This is a genomic window from Geobacter hydrogenophilus (genome assembly GCF_018501225.1).
In the GTDB taxonomy this organism is placed as follows: Bacteria; Desulfobacterota; Desulfuromonadia; order Geobacterales; family Geobacteraceae; genus Geobacter; species Geobacter hydrogenophilus.
This window is the reverse complement of the sequence record NZ_JAHCZI010000008.1, coordinates 64,026-90,301: the sequence shown is the minus strand read 5'-3', so window position 1 is coordinate 90,301 and position 26,276 is coordinate 64,026. Positions and strand designations below refer to the sequence as shown.

The window sequence follows — 26,276 nt, the reverse complement described above, 5'->3', positions numbered from 1 at the left end:
CAGCCAAGGAGGCATAACGTGAGAAAAGTAACTATATTATTAATATTGATATGTAGTGGATTGCTTACCATGGCTGGCTGTGCATCAAATAAAAACAATATTTTGGATTCTCAATCAGCCAATGTTTTGCCTGATAGCGATATAGTTAAATCGGCTTACACTATAGCAGATGGATTGTTGTCTCAATTAAAAGCCAATATACATAAAGACAGCGCAATTATTGTAACATCATTTGTGAATATAGACAATTTAAAAGAATCTTCTACCACTGGTAGAATGCTTGCCGAACATGTAGCTTCAAGACTATCTCAAAGAGGGTATAAAATTATTGAGATGAGACTCAGAACTTCATCTGTTTTCATGGAAGAAGGCAAGGGAGAGTTTCTTTTGAGTCGTGATTTGCAAGAAGTCAGCAAAAATCAGAACGCTGCTGCTGTAGTCGTAGGGACTTATGGGGCATTTGCCAATGGCGAACTATCTGTTTCTGCTCGCATAGTTAGCCCATCAGACAGCGTTATAATATCATCGTGCGACTACGTTTTAGCCAAAATAGACAAACCAAAAGAAAGGGTTAGTGCTTGGTAGTTGTGTATATCACAAGTAAAGTCTGCTCTTGTGTATTCTGCGTCGGTCTGGACTTCCTCCCGATTTTTCTAGACTGAAGCCTGTCAAAAACTCTTCATAGCTTTTTATTAGACAAAAGCCCCTTGCAGAGACAAATTAATCTCTGCAAGGGGCTTTTTTGTAACAAATTCTTGTCTCCTCAAAACCGAAGAGAAATCAAATTTGTGGAGAGTGGCCGTATAGTTTCAAACCGGCTTGATGTTACGGTTCGTGCGGAAGACATTCTCCGGATCCCACTTTGCCTTGACCCGGGCGAGCCGCTGGAGAGCCTTGCCGAGGGCGGCCTCGGTGCGTTCGGGCCCTTCGTCCTGGGTCAGGAAGTTGATGTAGGTGCCTCCAGTCGAGAACTGCTTCATCTGGTTCCACGCCTCGCGGGCCCATTCGATGTTCGCCGCGTCATCCTCCGCCCGCTCCCATGAACCCGCCACATTGAGAACGTAGCGGGCGTCGCGGTTTCCCATGGGGGAATGCTCGGCATCAAGCCGGTTCAGGGCGCCTCCTATCTGGAAGAGGATCACGGCGGAGTTGGGGGAACGGATCTTTGCCGCATGCTCGATGGCCTTCTCGCACAGGGCCGGTTCGATGCGGGGGAGATACTCGCTCTTCCAGTAGTAGCGCCGTCCCTTGGGCTGCGTGGCGTCGAGGAGTGACTGCAGCTGCGCGTAGGGCCGACGCACGAGGATATCCCCGACGGGGCTACCGAACGTCTTGATGGGGGCGACGGCCTTCTCCCCTTCCTCGGGTGTCCCGCTGTGGCAGGCGAGCAACGCCACGATGAGCTTTCCGTGCATCTCCTTCGGAAGCCACGGCGCAGGGGGTGCCGGACGCATGAACGCTACGAGGGTGAGTTCGGGGGGCGCCTCCTCGGCCAGGGTCCGGTACAGTTCAAGCACACCGGGTGCCTCGCTTGCGGGCCAGGCCACGATCCCGCCGACGACCTCAGGCCCGACAGGGTAGAGACGGTAGTCGATGCCGGTCACGACGCCGAAGTTCCCGCCGCCCCCCTGCAGAGCCCAGAAAAGGTCGGGATTCTCTTCGCTGCTCGCCCGCACCAGCCGCCCGTCGGCGGTCACCATGTCCATCCCGGCAACGTTGTCCGACGTCCACCCCCAACGCCGCGTCAGGTAGCCGAACCCTCCGCCGAGGGTAAGCCCCGCGACGCCGGTGAGGGAGATGAAACCGAGGGCTGCGGCGAGTCCATGGAGCTGGGTTTCGCGGTCCACGTCGCCGAGAATACAGCCGGCCTGGGCGTGGGCCACCTTTCTCTGCGTATCCACCCAGACGCCGCGCATGGGCGACATGTCGAGCATCAGGGCGCCGTCGGCCGTGGCGAGCCCCGCGATATTGTGCCCTCCCCCCTTGATGCAGAGGAGGAGATCGTTTTCCCGCGCAAACCGCACGGAGGCGATCACATCGGCGGTGCCGAGGCAGCGCGCGACAATGGCGGGCCTTCTGTCGATCATGCCGTTCCAGACGGTCCGGGACTCCTCGTAGCCGGCATCGCCGGGAAGAAGCACCGCCCCCCGGATTCGCGTCCTGAAACTGTCGACGGCGTCCTGTTTCAGTTCGATCTCGCGACCATCCTTGGTCATTGCTTTCATAAGCGGCCTCCATGCCGATGGATCTCTGGGCCTGTCCACTGGCCCGGTACTGTGTCGGATGTCACCCGGCTTCGCTCCGCGTGCCCCTCGCACCGCCGATGCGCCATCCGACACGGATTCAAGTTACAGCTTGCTCACGATGAACTCGGGGAAGAGGGTAGGCGATGTGGCAACGCTGGATATCCGCAGCGACTTCAGCCGGTCATAGTAACGATACACATGGCCGAGGGTCACATTGCCCGGCACGTTGTACTTGCGCTTTGCCGCCTCAAGCCCCGCTCTGCGGCCGAACACGAAGATATCGAGCAGCGAGTTCCCCATGGCCCGGTTCCGGCCGTGGATTCCCCCCGCAGCCTCGCCAGCCGCGAAGAGATTTCTCACCGTGGTCTCGCCCGTCTCGTCGATGAGGATTCCGCCGTTCTGGTAGTGGAGGGTGGGATAGGTCAGGAGGGGCCGTTTGGAGATGTCGATCTTCACCCGCATGAAATGCCGGTACATGGAGGGGAAGCGCCTCTTGAGAAATCCCGTGCCGTGGGTCTCTTCGATGAGGGGGGTGTCGAGCCAGACACCGACCTTCCCGCTCGGCGTCCTGACGCCGTTTCCCTCCTCGCACTCCCGGATGATGGCGGCGGAGCAGGCATCCCGTGTTTCCAGCTCGTTGATGAACCGCTCCCCCTGCGCATTCACCAACTGGCCGCCGAGGCTCCGGGCCGCCTCGGTCACCAGGACCCCTACCATGTGGTCGGGGAACATGACCCCGGTCGGGTGATACTGGAACGAGTCGATCCCCTCCAGCCTGGCCCCGGCGCGGTAGGCGAGGACAATGGCATCCCCGGTGGCGCCGAAGTTGTTGGAGGAGGGAAACCCCTGGAGGTGAAGCCGCCCCGAGCCGCCGGTCGCCAGGATGACCGCCCGGGCCCGCACCACGAAATGCCGCTTTCTCCCCAGGTCGAAGAGCACGGCGCCGTTGCACTCGCCAAACCCGTTGGTGGTGAGTTCCACCGCCGGGGCGAATTCCATGACTTCGATCCCCTCCCCCTTGCGGATCTCGTCCTTCAGCACCTTCATGATGTTCAGGCCGGTATAGTCGCCGATGGAGATGATCCGCGGGGCGGTGATCCCCCCGGCCTTGCGGGTGGCGAGATTCCCCTCCTCGTCCCGGTCGAAGTCGACGCCGATCTCCAGAAGCCACCTGACGATGGCCGGCCCGTCCTCCACCATGGTCTTCACCAGCTCCCTCTTCCCGGTGAATTTCCCCGCCGCCAGGGTGTCGACAAAATGCCTGACGGGTGAATCGTCCCCGTGGACCGACGCCTGCAGCCCGCCAAGTGCCATGATGGTGTTGGAGTTGCCCAGCCGCAGCTTCGTGGCCAGGATGACCCGCGCCCCCATGCTCTCGGCGAAGAGGGCCGCCGTCACTCCCGCCCCCCCTCCGCCGAGAACCAGCACATCCGTGTCGAATTCGGGGTCAAGATTGATCTTCGAGTGGTCCAGGTCGCTGAATGCCTCCAGGAGGTCGGCGATCTCGTGGGTCGTGCGGTCGCCCCGGTTGGCGCCGATACGCAGGTTCCGAAATCCCGCCTCCCGGTAGTCCGGATGGTAGCGCCTGAGGAGCCCCTCCGTCTCTGTGCCGGGGAGCTTTGGCAGCGCCTCCCCTTTCCGCTTTTCCCGGGTGGCGTCGACAATGGCTATGGAATCGCGCAATGACTCGGGATACATGCTACAAGCCCTCCATGGCCGCGCAGAGGGCCTTCAGCTCATCATCTCCCATGGCGGCGATCCGGCTCCATTCTGTCTCGTAGGCCAATGATTCCACTTGGGCCAGCCGCTTTGCGAGATTGGGGGGAAACGGCCGCTCCCTGGCCAGGGCCCGCTGGATATAGAGGGCCACATACTGGGGCGCGATGCTCCTGGGGCAGCGGGAGGCACAGAGACCGCACATGATGCAGTCGGTCACCCGGGATGCCGCGGCCTCGTAATCCCCATCCTTGGCGAACTTCATCACCCCTGCGACGTTGATCCACTCCGGGCAGACGTTGCACGCCCCGCAGTCGTTGCAGGTGTAGAGCTCGGGATAGTGTGCCCCCAGTTCCTCCAGGGGATGCGCCATGGCCTCCATTGCGTAGCGGGCAGCCCGCGATGGAAAACAGGGCATCATGATGACATTCAACCCTTCCTCCGCCACCTTCTGGCAGCCGAGGCCAAACTTCACTTTCGTGCTCCCCTTCTCAATGAAGGCCACCGTGCAGGCGCCGCACAGGCCCGAGAGACAGCCGATCCCCCGCTTCACGTCATACCCCGTGTCCCAGAGGGCCTCGATCACTGTCAACCCTTGCGGGATCCTGATCTTCCGCCCCTCAAGCTCCACGATGATGAACTTTGTCGAATTTTTCATGGGATACCCCGCCAGATAGTTCCTGCATTGAGTATAGGGCGGGTTGAAGACGATGCAAGCGCCAGGAATGGAGAGAAAAGCAGAGGGGGGTGACGCTGGATCACCCCCCTCTTTCATGATACCCGGATTGTTGTGCTGCCGATCAGTGGGTTGCCTTCTGCTCCTGGGGCGACTCCTTCTTGAGCCCCTTGGCCATTCCCAGCATCATGAGCACTGCCGGCACGAGCTGCAGGACCACGATCAGGGCACAGAACCCGAGGAAAATCCAGACGAAGATGCCGCTGTTGTCTTCCCGTGCGCCCGAGGCTGCAAAGGCAGACGAGACGGAGCCAAAGAGGAGTACCAGAGCGTTGATGATGGGGGCCGAGCTTTTCATGACATCCTCCTTTACCTTAATACTGTGAACGTTGGGAGCGTTGCAGCCTATCGCGCCGCATGGCCTTTCATGCCGCTGCCAAAGGCGCACCGGACTGCCTGGCATATCTCCTCCACATCTTCAGGTCCCGACGGTTTGAGAGCGTGATAGAAGATTCCGCTGCTGCGGACCTTGCGCAGGAGCGGCAGGGGGAGTTCATCGGACACCAGAATGATGGCCAGCTTTTGGTTGCACTTTTTCATGAGGTCAATCAGGTCGAAGGTGGGGAGTTCATCGAATTTCGCCCCCAGCAGGACGACCCGCGTCACCTTTTTCAGAATATTGGAAAGGGTGTTGGGGAGAGAGTCGGTGACCGTGACCGCATACCCTTCCTTTATGAAGTGTTCCGCCATCTGCTGGCGGGTAGCCGGATCCTTTTCAGCAATCAGCAGTTCTTCCATGACGGGTTCCCCCTTTCCGCACCGGATGCGAGTTGCGGGCAGCAACCATTCTCCCGCTAATTGCGGGATTCCGCATCCTTGCCGGAGAAAAGCCCTTTGAGCATCGATCCGAACAGCGCAAGTCCCGGCAGCATCTGGAAGACGATGATCAGAGCGCCAATGCCGATAAAAAGCGCTAAGAGAATGCCGCTTCCATCGGACTCCGCTCCGCTGGCGGCAAATGCTATTGAGGCGACGATCAGGGTAATCATGGTGGCAAGCGTGGTTTTCATGGCATCCTCCCGGTCTTGCGGGTGAGATGAATTCGACAACTCTTAACCTTTTCTATAGCAGCCGCCGTGCCAGAATAATAAACAACCTCAAATTTATACGTAACAAGCTGGAATATCTAAGTAATTCCATAGTCGTCCACTGATTGGAATGTGCCGGAGAGGGAGGTGAACCGTATAGAAAGTATGTACAAGCTTTAACGCATGGATCAGGTCAAGAGAGATGGCCCTCGCGCGTAACCTATTGATATAACAAACATTGCAACGCAATGGGGTGGGTGTATAAAAATATTGGCCCCAGATGTATCTCCGCATGCGGATCGCGCCTCTAAGGTCTTGACGATCCTATGCCACTGAGGGTATCGTTGCTCTCCGTCTTGTCAGCAGAAATGGCGTTACTCCTCAAGGATTACGCTTCGTTGTCATTGATGCTGAACCTCGCGAAACGAAATACTGGAAATTAGCCCTGATTCATGTAATATGAGCACCCTCTCATGCCCAAAAATCATCGTCACGATACGACAAACCACTTTCAATAAGGAGATCAACCCGTGTCATTTCGCACGAATTTCATGAATGGCGTGAAACGCTCCCTGGTCCTTGCCGCCGGTCTTGCGGCCGTCAGCTCACCGGCGTTCGCCCAGGTTCCACCCGCAGAAAAGGGGACCGGATACCTGGCGGTCGAAGCGCATGAGACGTCCCCCGAGAACCGTGAGTTGGTCCAGATCTTCGCTCCGGCCATCAGTCATCGAGAAGCGAAGGTGACTGCGGGCAAGGGGGGGACGCGGCTCCTCACCTTCACCACGGATTCCATTCTTAACGGAAGGGCGGTCCGCAAGTTCAACCAGGGGCTTCTGCAGCGGGGGATCAACGTCTACGGCGCCGCCTACTATGGCGATTTTTCCTGGGACAGAACCGTCATCGACGCGGCCATCACCATGACCCGCCCGGTGGCCGGGGTTCCTGACACCATTGAGATTTCCGAAGGTATCGCCCGGGACCCTCAAACCAATCTCCCCCTCATGCCCCTCTCCGTCTCCATCAATGATCTCACCATCCCGCTGAAGGAGGATTTCGGAAAGACCTGGAAGCGGGTCGTTATCATCCCGGCAGAGGAACCCGCTGCTCCCGAACCGAAAACCGGCCGCTATCCCGGTTCCAAGGTGAGGACGGTGCTCCAGAACGACGGCGAGCGCCGCCAAGTCGTCTATGCCGTGAAGGGGGATCTGAAGGCGGTGGAACAGTTCTTCGACACCAAGCTCAAGGAACTCCACCGGACCGTCATCGTTTCCGGCGATGCCGACAGCACTCCCTCGCCGGCCGAGGTGTTCGGCATCAAAACCTCGGCCCAGGTCATCGTCCTCTCCGGGTACAGCTACATCGACAAGAAGCTTGCCTATACGGAAGTGACCCTGCGCCATGCAAGCGATCCGAACCTTTCACCCTACGTGGAGATCGAGGTGGCGGAAAACTGATCCGCCACCGCCCTTTTCCTTTCACCGGGCCCATGATGCCGGGTCCTGACGGTAGTAGAGACTGAGGGCCTCGTAGAGGTCCGGATGCTCCCGCCTCATCTCCCCCGGCATCTCGAAGAAGGTTTCCGTGGCCACCGCGAAAAATTCGGCTGGACTCTCCGCCCCGTAAGGGTCAAGGAGAGTCCAGCGCCCCGCCTCGTCGTCGGCCATGAGCCGCTCGTACTCCCCCTCGAACACCTCCCGCCACCGAGCCCCTTCGGGAAGCCCCGGAAAGAATCCCTCGCTGTCGGTAATCCCTTCCTCCTGATCCAACTGATGGGCAAACTCGTGAAACACCACGTTGAAGGCGTCGTCGGGAGCGGCGGCGTCCAGGAGCACATCCTTCCACGAAAGGACCACTGTCCCCTGCTCCCACGACTCGCCGATGCGAGACTCGGGCCCCTCGGTGACAACCCCGGCCTCGTCCCAGCGGCGGCGTTCCCCCACGTACTCGTCGGGATAGATGACGATGGAGGAGAGGAGCGGGTAATAGTCGGTTGTGCGGTGGAGAAGAAGGATACTGGCAAGGGCGGCGACGGTCACCCGCACCTCGTCGGTCACCTCGGCGCCGCCACAACCCTCAAAGTGTTTTTCGGCCAGGAATATCTGCACGTGCCCCAGAAGTTCCTGCCGGTCCTCCGGCGGAAGCATCCGGTAAAAGGGAACGTTTCGCTCGATAATCCCGAGCCACGCGGAGGGAAACTCCCGACCGGCAAGCCGCTTTCGCCTTAAACGAGCAAAAAACCCCATGACCTGCTCCCTCGTGTCGGTGTTGCGATGGTTCTGGCGCAATAACCTGAACGGCACCGGGACAGTCTACAAAAAAAGCGGCGCCCTTGCTGGAACGCCGCTTTATCTCACCCTGACCGCTCTTCCTCCATCAACCGGCCAGCCGGAACCGTCCGGTGAGCTTCTCCAGCCCGCCGGCCAGCTGCGCCAGTTCCCCGGCAGACCGGGATGTATCCTGGGCGCCGGCAGCGCTTTCCTCAACGACCGTTCGGATCTCACGGATATTGTGGACGATGGCCGTGGTGGTTGCCGACTGTTGTTCCACGGCGGTGGCGATCTGCTCCACCTGGCCGGTGAGGGAATCGATGTGCGCGAGAATGTCGCGGACGGCCTGCTCCGACTGAACCGCATCGTCGGCCCCTGCCCGCACCTCGCTTACCCCCTTTTCCATGGCCGCCACGGCGTCGCGGGTCTTTGCCTGGATATCCTGAATCATCCTACCGATCTCCCGGGTCGCCGCGGTGGTCCGTTCGGCCAGCGCCCGGACCTCGTCGGCAACCACGGCGAAACCGCGCCCCTGCTCGCCGGCCCGGGCCGCCTCGATGGCCGCGTTGAGGGCCAGAAGATTGGTCTGGTCAGCGATGTCGCCGATGGTGCCGACGATCTCGCCGATCTGCTCGGAACTGGCACCGAGATCCCCCACGGCCGAAGCACTGGCGGTCACCATTTCCTCGATCTTCCCCATGAGCTCCATGGTGCGCCGGATTACCTCCGCCCCGTTGCGGGCGCAGTCGTTGGCCTCCCGGGCATTGGCGGCAACGGAGCCAAGGGTCCCGGCTATCTCATGGCTTGTGGCCGACATCTCCTCGCTGGCGCTGGCGACCGATGCCGTCTGGAGCGCCATCTGGCCTGCACCTACCGAGATCTGCGAGGAGGTGGCGGAGAGTTGTCCCGACGCAGAGGCAATTGCTCCCGCACTCCCGGCGATCTGGGAAATGATCCCCTTCATCTCATCGCGCATCCGGGCAAGCCCCTGGGCCAGTTCTCCCATCTCGTCGGTGCCTTTGACCCCCGAATGGACCGTGAGGTTCCCTCCGGCGAGTTCATTGAGCACCTCCAGGAGCTTGTGAAACGGCGTGAGCACCGAACGGGAGATGATCACGCCGAAAAATATGCCGAGAACGATGGCGATGCCGCTTGCGCCGGCTATGAATCCGATCATCTGCCGGGACAGCTCCATGTCCCGGGTTGCTGCCGCGGCGTGCCACGTGCCGTAGATGCCAAGGGCGGCCACTACCACGAGCCAGCCGATGAAGCAGATCACAAACAGCAGCAGCTTTGTCGCCAGCCGCAGATCAAGGTACCAGCGCCAGATTCCTCCCACCATGCCCATCTTCACACCTCGCCGATAAAGTCAGTGACAGCGATGCCGCACGGCTGAGAATCCGGGCAAAGGACGATCTGTTCTACCCCTGCCGTGATTCCTCTTCCGGTCTGCCGGAAGATGGGGTCACAAGGGCAAGGAAAGCTTTGACCCGGTAACCGGCCTCTTCTGCCAGAGCCATCAGCGACGCACGCACCCTCATTAGTTTTGCCAGTTCTGTGCCAAATCCGCTGAGTGCTCTTCCAACGGGAGGTTGCGTCACCGCGGCAAAAAGAACGAGCCAGGAAAGGAGTTCCTCGAACGGTTCTTTGACAAACCACTCGACGACGCCGCTACGGTTCACGCCGATGAACCGCCTGACCCGACGGTCGTCCATAAGGCGTTGGATAGCCTCCGCCCCCTCGGAACTCCCCGGAAGGCACCCAAAGCCGGAATAAGACAAGACGATATCCGCCAAAAGGGCTAGACGGTCGGGATCCCCGTGGCTGGGGTCGTCCCCTTCCTCGACGGTCTCGCGGATGATATCCACCAGGGCACGCCTGAGACCGAAGGTGCCGAACCATTGGACAGAGCGGGCAGGATACTCCGCGTCGTCGCCACCAAGCCGGCCGGTCTCGTGGAGGACAAGGAGCATCGCACAAAGCCACCGGTCAGGGGAGTCTGCCGGGAAGAGCGGCTCTTTTGCCCCAGGCTCCTCTTTTTCCAGAGACTTCCAGAGACCAGGGAGGCGATCGAGGCGCTCAGTCACGGCGTCGGCCGTCGCGGCACCATCGCCGTCAACACCGGCAACCGAAGCGAGTTCCTCAAGAAACGCCGCGAGGGCCGCCTGAAACGCTTTCGAACGTTCCAAAGACGTCTTCGGCGCTGCTTTTCCCCCCACAAAGGGAAAGAGTTCCCGGAACCGTTCCACCAGGGATGCGTAACGGATAAGCTGCACCTCCTCGTCGATGCTCGGTACCCCTCGCCCCTCCAGACCGAAGCAGAGCTTGCCCCACGTGCCGTAGTCGTCGTCGCGGATCTCGCGGAAATCGAGGAAGGCGTGGTACTCGTAGGCCTCCAGCTCCACGAACAACCCCTTCTCGGCAATCTCCCTGCCGTGGCGGATGAATTCCAGACCGGTGGCGTAGTCGCGGAAGACGTAGTAGTGGCGGCCATCGGCGTTCACCCCCAGGGCCTCCCCCAAGTCGGTCTGCCGCAGCACCGTCTCACCAGAGTCGATCCGCACGAGACGGGACGTGGAGCTCCTGATCCAGCCGGCGGTGCTGGCGTACCGGTTGTGGTAGAGGACGAGGCCCCGGTCGTTGCCGCGGCGGTTGGAGTAGGCGAAGACGTTCTCGTTCACCACCCCGTCCACGAAGAAGTCGTAGAGGACGAAGTTCTCGGAGCCCGAGAAGAGGCGCCGGCGCCGCATGAGGGGGAAGATGCGCCGCTCGTGCTCCGCCACCAGGTGCTCGTCCACCGGCTCGTCCCAGTAGGCCCGCTTGTACTCCATGCCGTACTTTTCGTGGAACCCCTCCACCTGGCCGTGGCCGAGCATGGGGAGCCCCGGCATGGTCACCAGAAGGACCGCCGCGCCGAAGTACTTGTTCTCCTTGCCGAACTGCTCCACGGCGGTTTTTTCGTCGGGGTTGTTCATGAAGTTGACGAAGCGCTTCAGGATCTCGTGGTTGAATTCGAGGACGTTCTTGATGGTCTGGCGGTACTTGGCGTTCTCCTCCATCTTGAGCATGTTCATGAAGGCGCTGTTGTAGACCCGGTGCATCCCCAGGGTCCGGACGAAGTACCCCTCCATGAGCCAGAAGGCCTCGGCCAAAAGGAGGGTGTCCGGCGTCTCCGCGGCGGCCCGGTCCACCACCTGGCGCCAGAACTCCTCGGGCATGGCGGCGTCGAAGGCAGCGCGGGTCAAGCCGTGCTCGGCCCGGGAGGGGACGCCGCTCCCCATTCCCGGCTGGGGGAACCAGAGGCGCTGGTAGTGCTTCTTGGCCAAGGTCATGGCGGCATCGAAGCGGATGATGGGGAAATTGTGGGCCACGTGGAGGATGGTGCGGGTCACCGCCTCCCGCACCTCGGGGTTCAGGTAGTCCAGCTGGGCCGTGTCGTTCCAGGGAGTGCTCGTGCCGTCGTTGCCGTGGTAGATGTAGCGGGTCCGGCCGTTGCGGTGGTCGTAGTGCTTGAAGACCACGGCGGCGTCGCTCTTGTTCCAGTAGCCGTCCTCGATGTGGACAGAGACCTCGGGGGACGACGAGAGATCGGCGCCGGTGAAGCGGTAGGTGGGGTACGGCGGATAGTCAAGCTGCACGAACCAGTCGGGGTGCTCCACGATCCACTTGGAATAGATGCCGGTGTGGTTTGGCACCATGTCGCTGGCAAGGCGAATCCCCCGTTTCAGGGCCCGCTCCCGCAGGTCCGCCAGGGCCTCCCATCCCCCAAGGTCGTGGGCGATGGTGTAGTCAAAGAGGGAATAGGCCGAGGCGATGGCCTCGGGGTTGCCGCACATCCGCTTGATGGTCTGGGAGGCGGGAGAGCGCTCCCAGATGCCGATGAGCCACAGCCCCGTGACGCCCCAGCGGGCGAGCTTGTCCAGTTCCTCGTCGGGGATCTGGTCGAGGCGTTGGATATCCTTTCCGTACCAGCCGGAGAGCTGGCCAAGCCAGACGTAGACCATCTTGGCCATGAGGACCACGTTGGGCATCCAGTCCACGTCGGCGGAGAACTGCTCGGGCTCGGGGTAGTGGTCATCGGGGGCCGGGAACCCTGTGCCGGGGCCGAACTCCAGGACCGGCGCGGGTGCCCCGCCGCCGCCACTCCAGAAGGGGCGGGTCTCCTCCTCCACGATGCCGAAGGCCACCTCCAACTGGGCCAGAAGCTCCTCGGGGAGAAGGGGGCTCCACGCATCCCGCATGTATGCCAGCTGTCCCGCCAGGGATTCAGGGGCGGCCCGCAGCGGCGCCCGGAGAAGCTCCGTCAGCGACACGCCGAACCCGGCCACGGGGAGGGCATCGGCCAGGGACCTTTCCAGGCCGGTCACGGCAGCACGGTACGGAGTCGTGGCCGCCAGTTCGGTGTCGTCCACCAGTTCCCGGAAGCTGTCCAGGGCGCTGTTTTCAGCCGAGAGGGAGAGAAGGAGGAGCTCTTCCACGGCCTGGAGCCGCCGTGAAGTCCCGCCAGCCGCAAGCCAGGCCGCGGGAGACTCGGCATCGCCATAGAGGAGCGCCGCCGGCGGAAAGAGGACAGCGAACCGCTCCAGAAGAGCTGCCAGCTGCGGTGAGTCAAGGGGGAACCCGGCATCGGCCAGGGACTTCTCCAGGACACCCGGAGCCTGTCCCTGTGCGTAGCGGGTGATCAGATGCCGGAAAATGGCCCCCTGGAGTGAGTAGAGATTGAGAACTCCCCCCTGAACCGGCCGACCCGCCCGCTCAGGCAGGCGGTTGAGCCGTGCCGCCAGCTCCCGGCAGAACAGGATGGCCGGTCGTCCCAGGCGCTCCAACTCCCGGGCCGAGGGCGCCAGATCCAGGGTACGCCAGAACCGCTCGGCAACCTGCAGATTGAAAGGGAAATACGTGGAGTTGCTGGTAATGGTCACTGTTTACTCCCTGCTATTGATGTGCGCTCCACCTCGGCCAACGCCGCCTCGACCTCCTGCCGATCAAACCCTCTCAGCACACGGTCACCGATCACGATAAGCGGGACAAGGGGCTCCTCGTCCGGAAACCGGCGGACATGGATATCGAGCATCTCCACCAGGGCGCTCCGGTCGGCTGCCACGTTGCGCTCGCGGACCGGCACTCCACGGGCGGCGAAAAACTCCCGCGCCTCCAGGCAGAAGGAACAGCCGGTTCTGACATAGACGACCACCCCGTGCCGGTTCCCGGCCGCCGCGCCCGCAGGTGCCGGCGGGACCACCGGCCGGGCTGGGGTGCATCCTGCCAGCAAGGCAACAGCCAGGGCAGCCGTGAGCAGCGCAACGATAATCCGCAGAGTCATGTACGTTTTCCTCGTCCGTGAAGAGTATACCGGAATTGACGGGAAGCACCCATCAGAAATAACGATTGACCATCAGCATCGCCTCGGCCCGGCTACGGTCGAAGCTCCGCTCCCAGGATGCCGTGAGGCCGAGGCCGAGGGTCCGGCTCAGGGCCAGATTCTGTTCCAGGGCCAGCCGGTAGTATTCATGGTATTGGAGGCCGTAGGCAAGGGCGCTCCCCGAGAGGGCCACCTTCCAGCAATCGACGGGGGAGACGATCACCCCGGCGGACACTCCGGCACCGAGCACCGCCTTGTCCCGCAGGCGGTCGCTCAGGTTCAGGTCCAGCTCCGCCATGCCGTAGACGACCCCGTTGCCGGGGACGGACCAGGCCATGCCACCGCCGGTGTTGAGCCGCAAGAAGAGGCGATCGGAGCCGTCGGCAAAGGGTCGGCGGAACAGGCCGCCGTTCACCTTCCAGGAAATGGGCTTGAAGAACTCATCCCGGGGTGCCAGGGAGACGATATCCACCGCCGTGAACCTTTGGAGCCTGATGGAGTGCCGCTCCGGGTAGTAGCGGCCCACCGCTTCGGCAAAGATGATCTGGGAGTGGGGACTGTATCCTTCATCGGCATCCAGCAAGGCGTGGTACGCGGGACGAATGCTCGCCTCCACGAAGGGGGTGTCGTGGCGGTAGCCACCGCCAAGCCCAACCCGACCCGGCAGGTGCCCCGTTTCCGGCGCGGGAGGGACCGGGACCTCCCCGGCGTCCGATTCGTCGGGCCCCAGGGGGCTGCGAACCTTGAGCACCTCCAGGAACTGCCGCTGGAACTCCGGCTGCTCCAGCTCCTTGCGTGAATAGCGGTACTGCACGTATTCGGCGGCAAGATTGAGTATCTGGCGGCGCTCCTCCGGCGGGCGGCCGGAAGCTGCAACCGCTTGTGCACGCTGGGGCGAAAGGGCCGTCTGCAAGGCCTCATGGCGGGCATCCGGCGACAGGAGCGATGCCCGGTGCAGGATGCGGGTCGCCTGGGCAGGGCGGTAGGTCTGTTTCTCGATGAGCCCCGCCCGCCCGATGACCGCAACCGTATCGGCCGGCATCACCCAGAAGCTGGAGCGGTTCCAGAACTCTTCGGCAAGCCTTAGCCGGGGCCGGGCCGCCTCAAGGAGGAAGAGAAGATTGAAGGAACAGTTCTCGTCGAAGAAGTAGTAATCGGAGGCGATCCCCCGCAGCTCCCAGATGTGGAGCACCATCCGCCGAACCTCGTCGGGGGCGAGGGTGAGGGGATACTCCCAGACGTCCCGGTGCTCCAGGTCATTGTACTCCTTGACCTTCTCGTAGTAGGGAAGGATCGAGTAATAGCCCGAATACCCCCCGAAGATACCCTTGAAGGCGTAGACAATGCCGTTGGTGTCGGTGGTGTGGGAGGCATAGTTGACCGCGTAGGAGAGAAGGTCGCTCCGGTAGGTGCTCCCTACCCGCAGGAGGGTGTGGCCGAACATGGAGGCGGGGCCGTTGGGATGGGCTGCGGGGAACACCAGCACCGCCGACCGGGGATTGACTGCCGCCAGGGCCTCGTCCAACTGGGGGCAGGCCATGGGGGGGAGATGGCCGGCATCGATGGCCAGTTCCTCCGCCAGCCAGGCGGTGCGGGCCGGGAAGCGGCAACGGGGATGCTCGTCGCCGCTTGCATCCGTTGAAAAGAGGCTCCGCAGGGTCGCCGACAGCTCCGCAGCAGGGTCGGTCTTCCCGCCGGGAGCGAGAAAAAAGCGGGGATCGTCCACCAGGCTTTCACGCCCGTCGCCCCGGGGCCGGTAGTGGAGGAGCACCTCCCAGGTGCGCTCCCGGTGTAGCTGGCGCTCTGCAGCCCGACTCTGAAGTTCCGCAAGGTAAGGATCGTCGGTCCCGGAGCAGACGCCGGCAAGAGCCGCCAGGTTTACGATCAACACCAGCAACCATATCAGCAGGGGATGTGTCCCCATTGCATCGCAACTCTTCCGGAACGGGCAATAGAGCATGGGCATAGTCACAATCATTGCAAAGGGCCGCGTCGCCGCCTGGAGGGTAGTAACTTATTCCATTTTGCATTCAAGATGACATCACGGCGGCGGGGAGGAAGCAACGCCGGCGTACTCGACAGTACGCTGAGGAGCTGACGACGAAGCCAACACAGGTGCCGCTTGAATGCGAAATGGAATACAGAAAAGGGGCGCGCCACGGGACGCGCCCCTTAGTTGGACTGGTCACAATGGACTATCTAGTTGGTAAGGGCAACGGCGTTGTCGATCACCTCGGCCACAACCACGTTCTCGGAGGTGAAGACCGACGCGAAGTTGCTCTGAAGCGCGGCATAGAAGCCGGGACGCTTCTCGGCCGGCACCTGGAGGAGCTCGGCAAAGGCGTCGAGGGACTCACCGCGCCCCTGGGCGATGTCACGGGCCAGGTTGTCCATGTTGGCTCGGACGAAGTGGTTCAGGCGCTCGTTCTGCACCACCTTGCCGGGGGTGCCGCACTCGAGGGTGCCGGAGGTGATACCGAAGGTCTGGTTGCCAAAAGTCTGGTTGGTGGTTGCCTGTAAGGCCTGGGAGAAAACCGAACTGTCTGCCCGGCCTTTCCACAGGACCGTTCCGAGACCACAGCCGGTATTGACCTTGCCGCTGGCCGCAAAGGCAGAGGCGGCAGTGACGACTGTGATTGCCACGGCGAGAAGAGCTCTCTTCATATACTACCTCCTTGTAGAAATTTCTTTCCTGTATTTTCCTTCTGTTGATTCAACCCTACCACAGCATGAAGTGTTGTCAACGCCTCTGCGTGTCGGCGCCGGGAGCAAACGCCTGGTCAAGACGCTCCACGAGGGCGCGCCGCAACGCCGGGTCGGCAAAGGAGCCCACATGCCCCAGGCCCGATGTGGTCCAGAGATCCGCGAAAGGGCCTGCCGCCTCGCGCAGTAACCGGCCGTGGCGAGACGGGACTATCGGATCCTGCTCGTCATTGATGATGATGAGCAGCACCGGCGCCACCTCTCCCACGAAACGCAGGGGGCTGTAGTCGTCGTTGAAAAGAAGGGAAAGGGGATACTGGAGGGGCCAGGTGAGGAAAAACCCGCCGAGCTTTTCCCGGGCAATGAGACGGTAGTCGGCGAAGGGGCTGTCGACGACCAGAAGCCTGACCGCCTTTTTGTGGGGCGTGGTCGCTACCAGATGGATGGCAATGGCGCCCCCCAGGCTCTGACCCAGCACCGCAACCCGCTGCGGGTCCACCCCCGGCAGGGTGAGGAGGGTCGCAAGGGCCGCCTCGGCATCCCGATGGACCCCGTCGATGGTCGGCGTCCCCTCGGAGAGGCCGTAGCCGCGATAGTCGATGATGAAAACCGCAAATCCCTCCTTGATCAGCCAAAAAACGCTGTTCACGTGGGTGCTGATGTTTTCTGCGTTGCCATGGAGGACGAGAATGCTCCCCCGCGGCTGGCCGGAGGGGCGAAGGAGCCAACCGTGCAGCCGGACGCCGTCGGATGCGCGGAATGAGATATCTTCGGCGGGAAAACGAACGAGCAGCGGATTGTCCACCAGTTGCCGCTGAGGGTAAAAGATCAACGAGGAACAGCCCGAGCACAGCAGAAACAGGGCCATAAGGGCGACAACAGAGGATATCCGCATGGTCTCTCCGGCACGAACTGATAGCCGATGGTAACTGATCCCGCATACTCCGTCAACGCCGCCGTCCCCTTGCCGGACCACGGCGGGTAATCGCCTGGAGCTTGACTAATATTGCAGCAAAGATTAAGCTGTATTTAAATTTACTACACCCCCATTAATCCTTACCGCAACAGTACCACCCGAGGTCATGCCCTTGCGCCTGTCGCTCATTGCCAAACTCTCCCTCGCCATAAGCCTCATCCTCCTCGCCACCATGGGGCTCTTTGCCTACATTAACGTGGAGCAGCTCGAAAAACTCCTCTACGAGGAGGCGGTCATCGATGCCGACAAGCTGAGCGAGACCATCATCCGCACCACCCACTACCACATGCTTGAAAACAACCTGAAACGGGCCTACCAGATCATCGACGAGGTAGGGTCCCAACGGGGAATCATCGACCGCATCAGGATGGTGAACAAATTCGGCCTCGTTACCCACTCCACGGACTCAAAGGAGAAAGGCCTCTACCTGGACAAGAAAGCCGAGGCATGCAGCATGTGCCATTCAGGTCCATCTCCCCTTGTCCATGCCACCACCATGAACCGGAGCCGTCTCTTCACCAACAGGGAGGGAAGAGAGGTTCTCGGACTCGCAAAGGCAATCTACAACGAGGAGCGCTGCTACACGGCTCCCTGCCATTTTCACCCCAAGGAGGCCAAAGTCCTCGGCGTACTGGACGTCATCGTTTCCCTCGACCAGATGCACCAGAAGGTCTACGCCTATCGCAACGAGATCATCGTCCTCACGGTCCTGCAGATCGGCCTCATCGCCATCTGCCTCACCTTCCTGACCCAGCGCCTGGTCAACCGGCCGGTCCGCGCGCTGGTCCACCATGCCCACCTGATCGGCGGAGGAGATCTCGACGCCACGGTGAAGGTCAAGAACCGCGACGAGCTCGGCGAGTTGGCCGATGCCTTCAACGGGATGACAAAAAACCTGAAGAAAGCCCGGGTGGAACTGGAAGATTGGGGAAAAAACCTTGAAGACAAGGTGGAAGAGCGGACCCAGGAGATCAAGAAGATCCAGTCGCAGTTGGTCCACTCCGAGAAGCTCGCCTCCCTGGGTGAACTCGTGGCGGGGATTGCGCACGAGATCAACAACCCCCTGACCGGCATCCTTGTCTTCGCGTCGCTGCTTGCCAGTGATTCGAAGCTCGATCCATCCCTGAAGGGGGACCTGGACCTGATCGTCAAGGAAACCCAGCGCTGCGCCCGGATCGTGAAGGGGCTGCTCGATTTCTCCCGGGAATCGATGCCCCAGAAAAAGCCCTCGTCCCTGAACGCCATCATGGACGCAACGCTGACGCTGGTCTGCAACCAGTCGAGCTTCCACGATATCAACGTCATCAAGGAGTACAACCCCGACATCCCCGAGATGAACCTCGATCCGAACCAGATCGAGCAGGTGTTTATCAATCTGCTCCTGAACGCCTGCCACGCCATCGGGGGACCAGGGGAGATCAGGATCAGGACCGGCTTCGACCAGGAGCGGGAGGAGGCCTACGCCGCCATTACCGACAACGGCTGCGGGATTCCCGAGGAACATCTATCCAAGATCTTCGACCCCTTCTTCTCTACCAAGGAAAACAAGGGTACCGGCCTGGGACTTTCGGTTTCCTACGGGATTATTGAGGGTCACGGTGGGAGAATCGAGGTCCGGAGCACCGTGGGAGCGGGGACCACCTTCACCTGCTGGCTGCCGATCAACCATGACAGGGCACCGGCTGCGGCCGAAGCGACAGCGGTCAATCAGACGGCTCCCGTGCCGGAATCCTCCTGACTCTCCATCCGCTTTCAGAGGCATAAGAAAAGGGGTCCACGGATTGTGGCCCCCTTTTTCGTTTCAACCGCCCCGCAGCAGCGGCTTCGCGTCAACTGTTCATCTGACTTCGCACTGAGATCCGCAGTTTCTTAAGCAATGCCTGGAAGTTGGGCCGAAGCATACCCGTTTCCTCAGCAGCCCGGGTAATGTTCCAGTTGTTGCGTTTGAGGGCCTGGAGGACAAAGGCCTTTTCGATGGGTTCCACGGCTCGCTCCCGAATCTGCCGCTTGGTCTCCTTCAACTCCTCGACGTTCTGGGGGACATAGGCTGCAACTCCGGTCCCCTCGCTTCCGGAGAGCCGCAGTTCCAGATCATCCTTCTGGATCAAGTCCTCCTCGGCAAGGACCACTGCCCGCTCGATGATGTTCTCCAACTCCCGTACGTTGCCGGGAAACGTGTAATCCTCCAGGAGTGCCATGGCGTCAGGCGCCAGGCCCCGGATTTCCCGCCCCATCTCCTCGGAAAACTTTTTGAGGAAGAAGGCGATGAGGAGCGGCAGATCCCCCTTGCGCTCACGCAGGGGAGGAAGGTCGATGGGAATAATGTTCAGGCGGAAGAAGAGGTCTTCCCGGAAGGTCCCCTGGGCGACCAGGGTCCGGAGGTTCTTGTTGGTGGCGGCCACGAGGCGGATGTCGATGGGGACCGGCTGGGTGCCCCCGATGGGGGTGATCTCCCGCTCCTGGAGAACCCGCAGGAGCTTCGCCTGGGTGGTGAGGCTTATATTGGATATCTCGTCCAGGAAGAGGGTGCCGCCGTCGGCCACCTTGAAGAGTCCGGTTTTGGTCTGGATCGCGCCGGTGAACGACCCTTTCACGTGGCCGAACAATTCGCTTTCCAGGAGGTTCTCGGCTAGGGACGTACAGTCGACGGCAACGAAGGGATTTTCGCGGCGGTTGCTGTGGTTGTGGATGGCCCGGGCAACCAGCTCCTTCCCGGTGCCGCTCTCGCCGGTGATGAGAACGGTGCTGTCGGTGGGGGCAACCTGGATGATGCGCCGGTAGACCTTCTGTATTTCCTTGCTCTCCCCCACGAAGAGGTCGAAGCCGTGGTGTTCTCCCAGCTCCTTCTTCAGAAAGATGTTCTCGATCAGGACTGCACGCTGATCGAGAGCTTTCCTCACTTTCTCCGTAATCTGCTCGGGGGTAAAGGGTTTGGCGATGTAGTCGAAGGCACCGTTCTTCATGGCCTCCACAGCGGTGTCGACGGTTGAGAAGCCGGTAATGATGATAACCGGAACTTCGGGCTGAAGAACCTTGATTGCCTTGAGGACCTCCATGCCGCTCATGCCGGGCATCTTCAAATCGGTAATCACAAGACTGAAGTTCTCCTCCTGCATCCGCTCAAGGGCAATCTGCCCGCTGGCGGAGGTCTCCACATGGAATCCCTCCTTCTCCAGGATGCGCCGCAATCCCTCGCGAATCACCGCTTCATCGTCTACCACAAGGACATCAATGTTTTCCATCGCCACCTTCCCTTTTCATCCCCCCATACGGTTGGGTTACTCATTCATAACAGACCGGCGACAAAGCAACAGACGATTAGTAGTTTCTAAATTACATCAACCATCATGACAAGTCAAACACCTTATGGAGCCACAACTATCGTGCGGAACTCGACCTGCTGAAGTTTATTTAATAATTTCAATATGATACAGCCAAAGCATGACCGTATAATATTTTATACACCTCACCATCCAGCACAATACCAAACGATTTCGGCACGTTAGCAACAAACGCCCACCCAGCCGGCTCCGAGCCTGCCCGACGCCTGTATAAGCACTTTATACACAATCACCCCATCCCCGCCATTTCAGGCTTTGGCAGTGAAGCGAATTCCTCCCAATTTTCAACAATTTAAAATAATTTAATCAACCTGGCATAACGGATGCACATGAAAGATCAAGACAGCAACACACCCGTACTCACATACCTGGGGGAATGTCATGAAAACCTTCACGAGAGCACTCTTTGGACTTCTTGCAGCATCTGGAACAGCCCTGGCGGCAAGCGGTGCCGAGTCCGAAGCAAACGGCTTCCTGGTGACACTTTTTCTGGCGTTCGGCGCCCTGGTCATAGCTTTCCAACTGGCCCCCGGCCTGATCCTGTTCGGCTCCATGATGAAAGGGCTTTTCTCCAGGCCGGCCGACGAAACCGTCATGGGCGACTCCGGCAACGAACGGTAGGTCTGGCGATTCCGACGGAGAGAGGACAGCCATGTTAGGACTTCTCATCGCAGACAACGATACTGTTGCTCGCAAGGAACTGGCGGATCTTTTCATCGAAGCAGGCTACAACGTTACCGTGACCAACTCAGCGGCCAACGCCCTCTATGGGATACTCAAAAAAACCGCGCAGGTGGTCCTTATCGGGAGCGAATTCGACAATTTCAAGGCCGGCGACCTGATACCGCTCCTCAAGCAATGCGATCGGAACGTGACGATTATCCTCGTATCCGATGAGGACTCCCTCCCGGTCATGCGTAAGCTTCGCAAGGAAGGGATATTCTATCACGCACTGAAACCGGTCAAACCGGAGGACAAAGAGGAAATCCGCCAGGCCGTGCGATGCGCCTTCGAAAACCTCCTCAGCGCGCGACCGGCAAGATAACGCTTTTGGTTAACCAACCACGGAATAGAAAGGAAAAAAGGAGGACACCATGAAACGCTCATTGGCACAAGCAATCGCAGTTTGGCTCGGTATGGCGGTTCCGGCGCTGGCAGCATCAGGGGCGCGGGAAGACAACAGCGGCATCTTCGTTTGGATCTTCCTCGGATTTTGCGCCCTTATCGTCGTCGCCCAACTTCTTCCGGCACTGCTCATGATGCTAGGCTTCGCCAAGGGGCTCAAGAAGGAACAGCCCATGGCCAAAGAGTCTGCGCACCACTAAAGAATGCCGCACCGCATCACGAGAAACCAACGTATTCACCGCACAGGAAAAGGAGGCGACGTAATGACAACCCTACGATCAGCAACTCTCGTGCTATCGATTCTCCTGGTCTTCCCGATGGTGGCCCTTGCCGCCGCGGCTACCGAAGACGGATGCATCGGCTGCCACGGCGACAAGAATATCAGCGGCAAGAGCGGGTCCCATCTCTTCATCGACCCGGCCCAGTACAAGAAAACCAGCCATTCGGTCATCGGCTGCACCTCTTGCCATGAATCGCTGACATCCAATCACCCGAATGACGGCATCAGGCCGTCGCGGGCCACCTGCAAGGAGTGCCACAGCCCGATCCACCAGGAGTATGCCGCGAGTCTCCACGCCAATAACGCGGCGTGCGCCGACTGCCACAATCCCCATACGGTGAAGCCGCCGGCGATGACGTCGGCCCGGGACATGAACGCCATGTGCGCCAAATGCCACGAAACCGCCAAGATGGTCAATGTTCACGCAAAATGGCTTCCGCAGGCAGACCTCCACATTGATGCCCTCCCCTGCATCACCTGCCACACCGGTTCTCAGAACTACGTCATAACCATGTACATCGAGAAACGGCTGGGGACAAAAGAGCACAGCGACTTCAAGGTGGCCGGCTTTGACGAGCTCACCCAGCTCGTGCCGGGCGACAAGGACGTGAAATCCCTTATCGACACCAATGGCGACAATTTTATCTCTCTGGCTGAGCTTCGGTCCTTTAACCGCAATTCAAAGCATGACGACATGAGACTCTGGGGAATGATGACCCCCGAAAAGGTAACCCACAGCTACCAGATCCTGGATAACCGCTGGGACTGCACTTTCTGCCATGCCTCCGGCCCCAGGGCCATGCAGACGAGCTTTGTCGCCTTCCCGGAAAAGGGGGGCACCTACACCCGCGTGGCCGTTGAGAAGGGAGCCGTCCTCGACGTCCTCTACGGAACTCCCGATTTCTACATGATGGGCTCCACCCGCAGCACGGCGCTCTCCATCGTCGGCGGCCTCATCGTCCTCGGCGGCATGGGGTTTGCCGGAGTGCACGGGACACTAAGATTCCTCACCAGAAACAATAGAAAGGAGCACTAATCATGAGCGCCCACAACGAGCAAGCATTGCATACAGAGCATGCGGAACACGCTGAGTATATTTACCTTACCCCAATGCCGGTCAGAATCTGGCACTGGATCAACGCCCTCGGCATCGTCACTCTCTGCGTCACCGGGCTCCAAATAAGGTTCCCCGAGTACGTGAACATCTTCGGAACCTACAAGGCTGCCATCAGGCTCCACAACACCGCCGGCATCACCGTTTCCATCTTCTACGCAATCTGGTTTGCATACTACCTGATCGTAAAGGGGAATCTCTTCAAGCTCTACGTTCCCAACACCTATGACATCAAGATGGGAATTTTCCGGCAGGTGCTCTTTTACTTCTACCATTTCTTCAAGGGTGGCCCGAGCCCGCACCACGCCACCCCCGACGACAAGTTCAACCCGATGCAGAAGGTGGCTTACATGGGACTCATGCTGGTGTTGATGCCCCTGGTCATCCTGACCGGCATTCTCATCCTCAACGTTGCGCCCCTCAGGGAAATGATCATGCTGCTGGGAGGCCTCAAAATTCTCGTCAGCGCCCACTTCCTGATCGCCTGCTGCTTCTGCGCCTTCCTCTTCGTCCATATCTACCTGGCAACCATGGGGCACACGATGCTCGCCCACTTCAAACCCATGTGGGACGGTTGGGAAGAGGTCAAGCACCACTGATTCATGGGAACAGATCTCCCAAAGGCGAAACGGCCTGCCGTTTCGCCTTTCTTTTGCGCCACCATCCAAACTGAATGGGAAGCAGGGTATTTAAAATTGACTAATCTGGCTTCATTACCTATAATTCGGCCAGTTTCGGTGTATACAGTATTCAATCATTCCTGAGGAGGCTAACATGAGATTCCGCTTCACCCTTCCCCTCGTGGCCTGTACACTTGCCGTTGCCGGTCTTGCGTTCGGCATCAGCATCAAGGACGTGGTCTTCACCACGAAGGACGCTGGCAAGATCGTCTTCAGCCATAAGGTCCACATCGGCAAGAAGGGGATCGAGAACAACTGCAAGGCCTGTCACCCTGCCATCTTCGACATGAAGAAGAAGGTAACCTACACCATGGCCGACATGGAAAAGGGAAAATCATGCGGCGCCTGCCATACCGGGAAAGATGGCGTATTCCCCCTCAAGGATTGCGCCCGATGCCATGCGGTGAAGGAAATCACTTACCAGGTGAAGTCCGCGGGTCCCACCCCCTTCAGTCACAAGAAACACCTGGCCAAGTACTCAGACTGCGGCGCCTGCCATCCCAAGCTCTTCAAGGCTGGCCGCAACAAGCCGGTCACCATGGCCGAAATGGAGAAAGGGAAGTCCTGCGGCGCCTGTCACAACGGCAAGTCGGCCTTCAGCGTGGATGAATGTGCGCGCTGCCATCTCGTGAAGGAAGTGGGGCTTACCTCAAAGGAAACCGGCAAGATTATTTTCAGCCACAAACTCCATGCAGCAAAGAGGAAGTGCGGAGAATGCCATAACAAGCTCTATGAAGCTGGCCGCAACAAGCCGGTCGGCATGGCTGCCATGGAAAAGGGGAAATCCTGCGGGGCCTGCCACAACGGCAAGGGACTCTTCGACGTGAAGCAGTGTGCCAAGTGCCACCCGGTCAGAGCTGTAAAATTCAAGGTATCGGGAGCAGGGCCGGTCAAATTCAGCCACGATGTCCACCTTGCCATGTACAGCTGCAACGCCTGCCACACCAAGATCTTCAAAGCGGGCCGCAGCGCCAGGGTAGTGACCATGCTCGAAATGGAGAAGGGAAAATCGTGCGGCGCCTGCCACGACGGCAAGAAGGCCTTCAGCGTGCGCGAGGACTGCGTGAAATGCCACGACATGTAGTAATCCAGGTCTCTTGCTGACGAAATGGTCATCCAGGGGCGGGAGTTCCAACTCCCGCCCTTGCATTATCGGCCGAAAGGGTTATTCTCTAACTTAAAAGAACCTCATCCAGGGAGCGCCCATGCTGAAAAGCTTCGCCGCCAAGGCAACCGTGCCGCCCGCCATCGCCGTAACCGGATTCGTCGTCGTCTGTTGCATCCTCCTCTACTCGGTCATCAAGACCGATATGCTCAATGATGCCATAGAGCACGAAACCAATCTGGCCGGAACCATCGTCAAATCGGCCCGCTACGCCATGCTGAAGGACGACCGGGAGACATTACGCAACATCATTGACAACATAGGCCAGCAGAAGGGGGTCGAGCACACCCGCATCTTCAACAAGAAAGGGGTTATCATGTTCTCGGCCCACACCGAGGACGTGAACAAACTCGTCGACAAAAAGGCCGCTGGATGCATCGCCTGCCATACCGGCCCGGTCCCCCTCACCAGCATGGGGAGGATGGAACAGGCCCGCCGCTACATCAACGAACAAGGCCATAGCGTCATCGCCATCACGGTCCCCATCTACAACGAACCCGACTGCTTCAACGCCGCCTGCCACGTCCACAGCCCCAACCTGAAACTTCTCGGCACCCTGGACATTGGCCTCTCGGAGGAACCGCTCCAAAAAACGCTCGGCACCCTGCGCGGCAGAATGATCGTCTTCTGCGTCATGGTTCTCATTCTCACGGTTGGGGGAGTCTCCGCGCTCCTGCTCCGCAATGTCCTTCTCCCCATCAAGGAATTGGCCAACTATGTCGCTGCCATAAAGAGAGGCGACGCGAACAGAAAAGCTCCTGCCTATCGTGATGAAATCGGCGAACTGGCCTGCTCGTTCGAAGAGATGGCGACCAGGCTGAAGGCGACTCAGAGTGAACCGGAACAACTGCGGTCAGCCGAAGGCGACGGCGCCGACAGCCGTTCCTGATATTAGTCGTTCATGGCCGACACCCGTGACCCATCCTCCATGAAGCGCTTCCAGCCCCCCCCTCCCAAGCCCGACGCAACGGGTACCCCCCCGGACAGGGACGCGGTGCGACAGGAAACCGTTCAACGGATCAAACGACTCCGAAGCAAGTCGAACCGCGGCCTCTGGGCCATGGCTCTCTTCATCGCCGTCAGTATCGTTGCGTTAGGGGACTTCAGCATCCTCCCCCCCCTCCCCCCGTCAATTCGCGCTGCTCTCGGAAAGGCCCCCTCGGCCGTCATGATCAGCGGCGGCCTCGTTCTCTATACCTTTTCGGCCATCATCCTCATCCTTTCGCGCATGATGGGAGGAAAGGAAGAGTACAGCGGCTTCGCCCATGTGGGATACCTTGCCGCCTTCTACGGCTTCTACCATTTCGCCAAGGCCCTCAATGAGAATTTTTGGGCGGTCTTTGTTGCGGGCATCACCATCCTGGGGCTCGAAAGCTACCACATCTGGAACTTCTGCAATGAAGCGATCCGCCGCGAGCAGGAGGTTCTCGACTCCATCGAGCGGTTAAGAAAATCGTAGCATCTCCGCGCTCCTTCCCCCCATCCCCGTCACAGGAGTTCGGCTGAAAACCCTTGACGAATTCAGGCATACTTGTTA

General features: G+C 59.9%; 25 protein-coding genes. 11 read left to right on the top strand and 14 right to left on the bottom strand.

Features of this window, described 5'->3' with window-relative positions; all coding sequences use genetic code 11:
* The first annotated feature begins 18 nt into the window (after nt 1–18).
* Nucleotides 19–585 carry a FlgO family outer membrane protein gene (locus KI811_RS13145; RefSeq protein WP_214186936.1) on the top strand — a complete coding sequence of 189 codons (567 nt, stop codon included), beginning with the start codon at nt 19–21 and terminating at the stop codon, nt 583–585.
* A gap of 224 nt (nt 586–809) precedes the next feature.
* Here KI811_RS13145 and KI811_RS13140 read toward each other — a convergent pair whose 3' ends face one another.
* From KI811_RS13140 to KI811_RS13115, 6 genes are all read right to left on the bottom strand, one after another.
* Nucleotides 810–2,225: an FAD-binding oxidoreductase gene (locus KI811_RS13140; protein WP_214186935.1), complete on the bottom strand. Its 1,416-nt coding sequence runs from the start codon at nt 2,223–2,225 to the stop codon at nt 810–812.
* A gap of 123 nt (nt 2,226–2,348) precedes the next feature.
* Nucleotides 2,349–3,944: an FAD-binding protein gene (locus tag KI811_RS13135; protein ID WP_214186934.1), complete on the bottom strand. Its 1,596-nt coding sequence runs from the start codon at nt 3,942–3,944 to the stop codon at nt 2,349–2,351.
* A 1-nt stretch (nt 3,945) separates the two neighbouring features.
* The gene (locus KI811_RS13130) at nt 3,946–4,620 is read right to left on the bottom strand and encodes a 2Fe-2S iron-sulfur cluster binding domain-containing protein (RefSeq protein ID WP_214186933.1); all 675 of its coding nucleotides are present in this window, start codon (nt 4,618–4,620) and stop codon (nt 3,946–3,948) included.
* Between the two features lie 142 nt (nt 4,621–4,762).
* Nucleotides 4,763–4,996, bottom strand: a complete 234-nt coding sequence (locus tag KI811_RS13125) for a hypothetical protein (RefSeq protein WP_214186932.1) — start codon at nt 4,994–4,996, stop codon at nt 4,763–4,765.
* A gap of 47 nt (nt 4,997–5,043) precedes the next feature.
* Entirely contained in the window at nt 5,044–5,436 is a 393-nt protein-coding gene (locus tag KI811_RS13120; RefSeq protein WP_214186931.1) for a response regulator, read from the bottom strand.
* Between the two features lie 56 nt (nt 5,437–5,492).
* Entirely contained in the window at nt 5,493–5,708 is a 216-nt protein-coding gene (locus tag KI811_RS13115; protein ID WP_214186930.1) for a hypothetical protein, read from the bottom strand.
* 548 nt (nt 5,709–6,256) lie between these two features.
* Here KI811_RS13115 and KI811_RS13110 point away from each other — a divergent pair.
* On the top strand, nt 6,257–7,180 hold the full coding sequence (locus KI811_RS13110) for a hypothetical protein (RefSeq protein ID WP_214186929.1): 924 nt from the start codon (nt 6,257–6,259) through the stop codon (nt 7,178–7,180).
* 21 nt (nt 7,181–7,201) lie between these two features.
* Here the strand turns inward: KI811_RS13110 and KI811_RS13105 are convergent, their stop codons facing one another.
* From KI811_RS13105 to KI811_RS13075, 7 genes are all read right to left on the bottom strand, one after another.
* On the bottom strand, nt 7,202–7,969 hold the full coding sequence (locus tag KI811_RS13105; RefSeq protein ID WP_214186928.1) for a M90 family metallopeptidase: 768 nt from the start codon (nt 7,967–7,969) through the stop codon (nt 7,202–7,204).
* A 130-nt stretch (nt 7,970–8,099) separates the two neighbouring features.
* Nucleotides 8,100–9,341: a methyl-accepting chemotaxis protein gene (locus tag KI811_RS13100; RefSeq protein ID WP_214186927.1), complete on the bottom strand. Its 1,242-nt coding sequence runs from the start codon at nt 9,339–9,341 to the stop codon at nt 8,100–8,102.
* 73 nt (nt 9,342–9,414) lie between these two features.
* The gene (locus KI811_RS13095) at nt 9,415–12,915 is read right to left on the bottom strand and encodes an alpha-amylase family glycosyl hydrolase (protein WP_214186926.1); all 3,501 of its coding nucleotides are present in this window, start codon (nt 12,913–12,915) and stop codon (nt 9,415–9,417) included.
* Nucleotides 12,912–13,316 (bottom strand): glutaredoxin family protein, encoded by a 405-nt coding sequence (locus KI811_RS13090; RefSeq protein WP_214186925.1) that lies wholly within the window; start codon nt 13,314–13,316, stop codon nt 12,912–12,914. The genes KI811_RS13095 and KI811_RS13090 overlap by 4 nt, the downstream gene beginning before the upstream one ends.
* Nucleotides 13,317–13,368: 52 nt before the next feature.
* Nucleotides 13,369–15,279 carry an Lnb N-terminal periplasmic domain-containing protein gene (locus tag KI811_RS13085; protein ID WP_246551744.1) on the bottom strand — a complete coding sequence of 637 codons (1,911 nt, stop codon included), beginning with the start codon at nt 15,277–15,279 and terminating at the stop codon, nt 13,369–13,371.
* A gap of 275 nt (nt 15,280–15,554) precedes the next feature.
* A complete protein-coding gene (locus KI811_RS13080; RefSeq protein ID WP_214186923.1) occupies nt 15,555–16,019 on the bottom strand; it encodes a DUF3015 family protein in 465 nt (154 codons plus the stop codon).
* 76 nt (nt 16,020–16,095) lie between these two features.
* Nucleotides 16,096–16,953 (bottom strand): alpha/beta hydrolase, encoded by an 858-nt coding sequence (locus KI811_RS13075; protein WP_214186922.1) that lies wholly within the window; start codon nt 16,951–16,953, stop codon nt 16,096–16,098.
* 187 nt (nt 16,954–17,140) lie between these two features.
* On the opposite strand from KI811_RS13075, the gene KI811_RS13070 reads away from it, so the two are divergent.
* The gene (locus tag KI811_RS13070; protein WP_246551743.1) at nt 17,141–18,772 is read left to right on the top strand and encodes a sensor histidine kinase; all 1,632 of its coding nucleotides are present in this window, start codon (nt 17,141–17,143) and stop codon (nt 18,770–18,772) included.
* Between the two features lie 91 nt (nt 18,773–18,863).
* Here KI811_RS13070 and KI811_RS13065 read toward each other — a convergent pair whose 3' ends face one another.
* The gene (locus KI811_RS13065; RefSeq protein ID WP_214186921.1) at nt 18,864–20,276 is read right to left on the bottom strand and encodes a sigma-54-dependent transcriptional regulator; all 1,413 of its coding nucleotides are present in this window, start codon (nt 20,274–20,276) and stop codon (nt 18,864–18,866) included.
* A gap of 480 nt (nt 20,277–20,756) precedes the next feature.
* On the opposite strand from KI811_RS13065, the gene KI811_RS13060 reads away from it, so the two are divergent.
* The 8 genes from KI811_RS13060 to KI811_RS13025 all read left to right on the top strand — a co-directional run bounded on the left by KI811_RS13060 (nt 20,757) and on the right by KI811_RS13025 (nt 26,198).
* The gene (locus KI811_RS13060) at nt 20,757–20,996 is read left to right on the top strand and encodes a hypothetical protein (protein ID WP_214186920.1); all 240 of its coding nucleotides are present in this window, start codon (nt 20,757–20,759) and stop codon (nt 20,994–20,996) included.
* Nucleotides 20,997–21,027: 31 nt separating this feature from the next.
* Complete coding sequence (locus KI811_RS13055; RefSeq protein WP_214186919.1) at nt 21,028–21,420, top strand: response regulator; 393 nt, start codon at nt 21,028–21,030, stop codon at nt 21,418–21,420.
* 49 nt (nt 21,421–21,469) lie between these two features.
* Entirely contained in the window at nt 21,470–21,700 is a 231-nt protein-coding gene (locus KI811_RS13050; protein WP_214186918.1) for a hypothetical protein, read from the top strand.
* Between the two features lie 63 nt (nt 21,701–21,763).
* Nucleotides 21,764–22,816, top strand: a complete 1,053-nt coding sequence (locus KI811_RS13045) for a cytochrome c3 family protein (protein WP_214186917.1) — start codon at nt 21,764–21,766, stop codon at nt 22,814–22,816.
* Nucleotides 22,817–22,818: 2 nt separating this feature from the next.
* Nucleotides 22,819–23,493, top strand: coding sequence for a cytochrome b/b6 domain-containing protein (locus tag KI811_RS13040; protein ID WP_214186916.1), 675 nt, complete (start codon nt 22,819–22,821; stop codon nt 23,491–23,493).
* Between the two features lie 175 nt (nt 23,494–23,668).
* Nucleotides 23,669–24,658: a cytochrome c3 family protein gene (locus KI811_RS13035; protein ID WP_214186915.1), complete on the top strand. Its 990-nt coding sequence runs from the start codon at nt 23,669–23,671 to the stop codon at nt 24,656–24,658.
* A 121-nt stretch (nt 24,659–24,779) separates the two neighbouring features.
* A complete protein-coding gene (locus tag KI811_RS13030) occupies nt 24,780–25,628 on the top strand; it encodes a HAMP domain-containing protein (RefSeq protein ID WP_214186914.1) in 849 nt (282 codons plus the stop codon).
* A gap of 12 nt (nt 25,629–25,640) precedes the next feature.
* Complete coding sequence (locus KI811_RS13025) at nt 25,641–26,198, top strand: menaquinol oxidoreductase (protein WP_246551742.1); 558 nt, start codon at nt 25,641–25,643, stop codon at nt 26,196–26,198.
* The last annotated feature ends 78 nt before the right edge of the window (nt 26,199–26,276 follow it).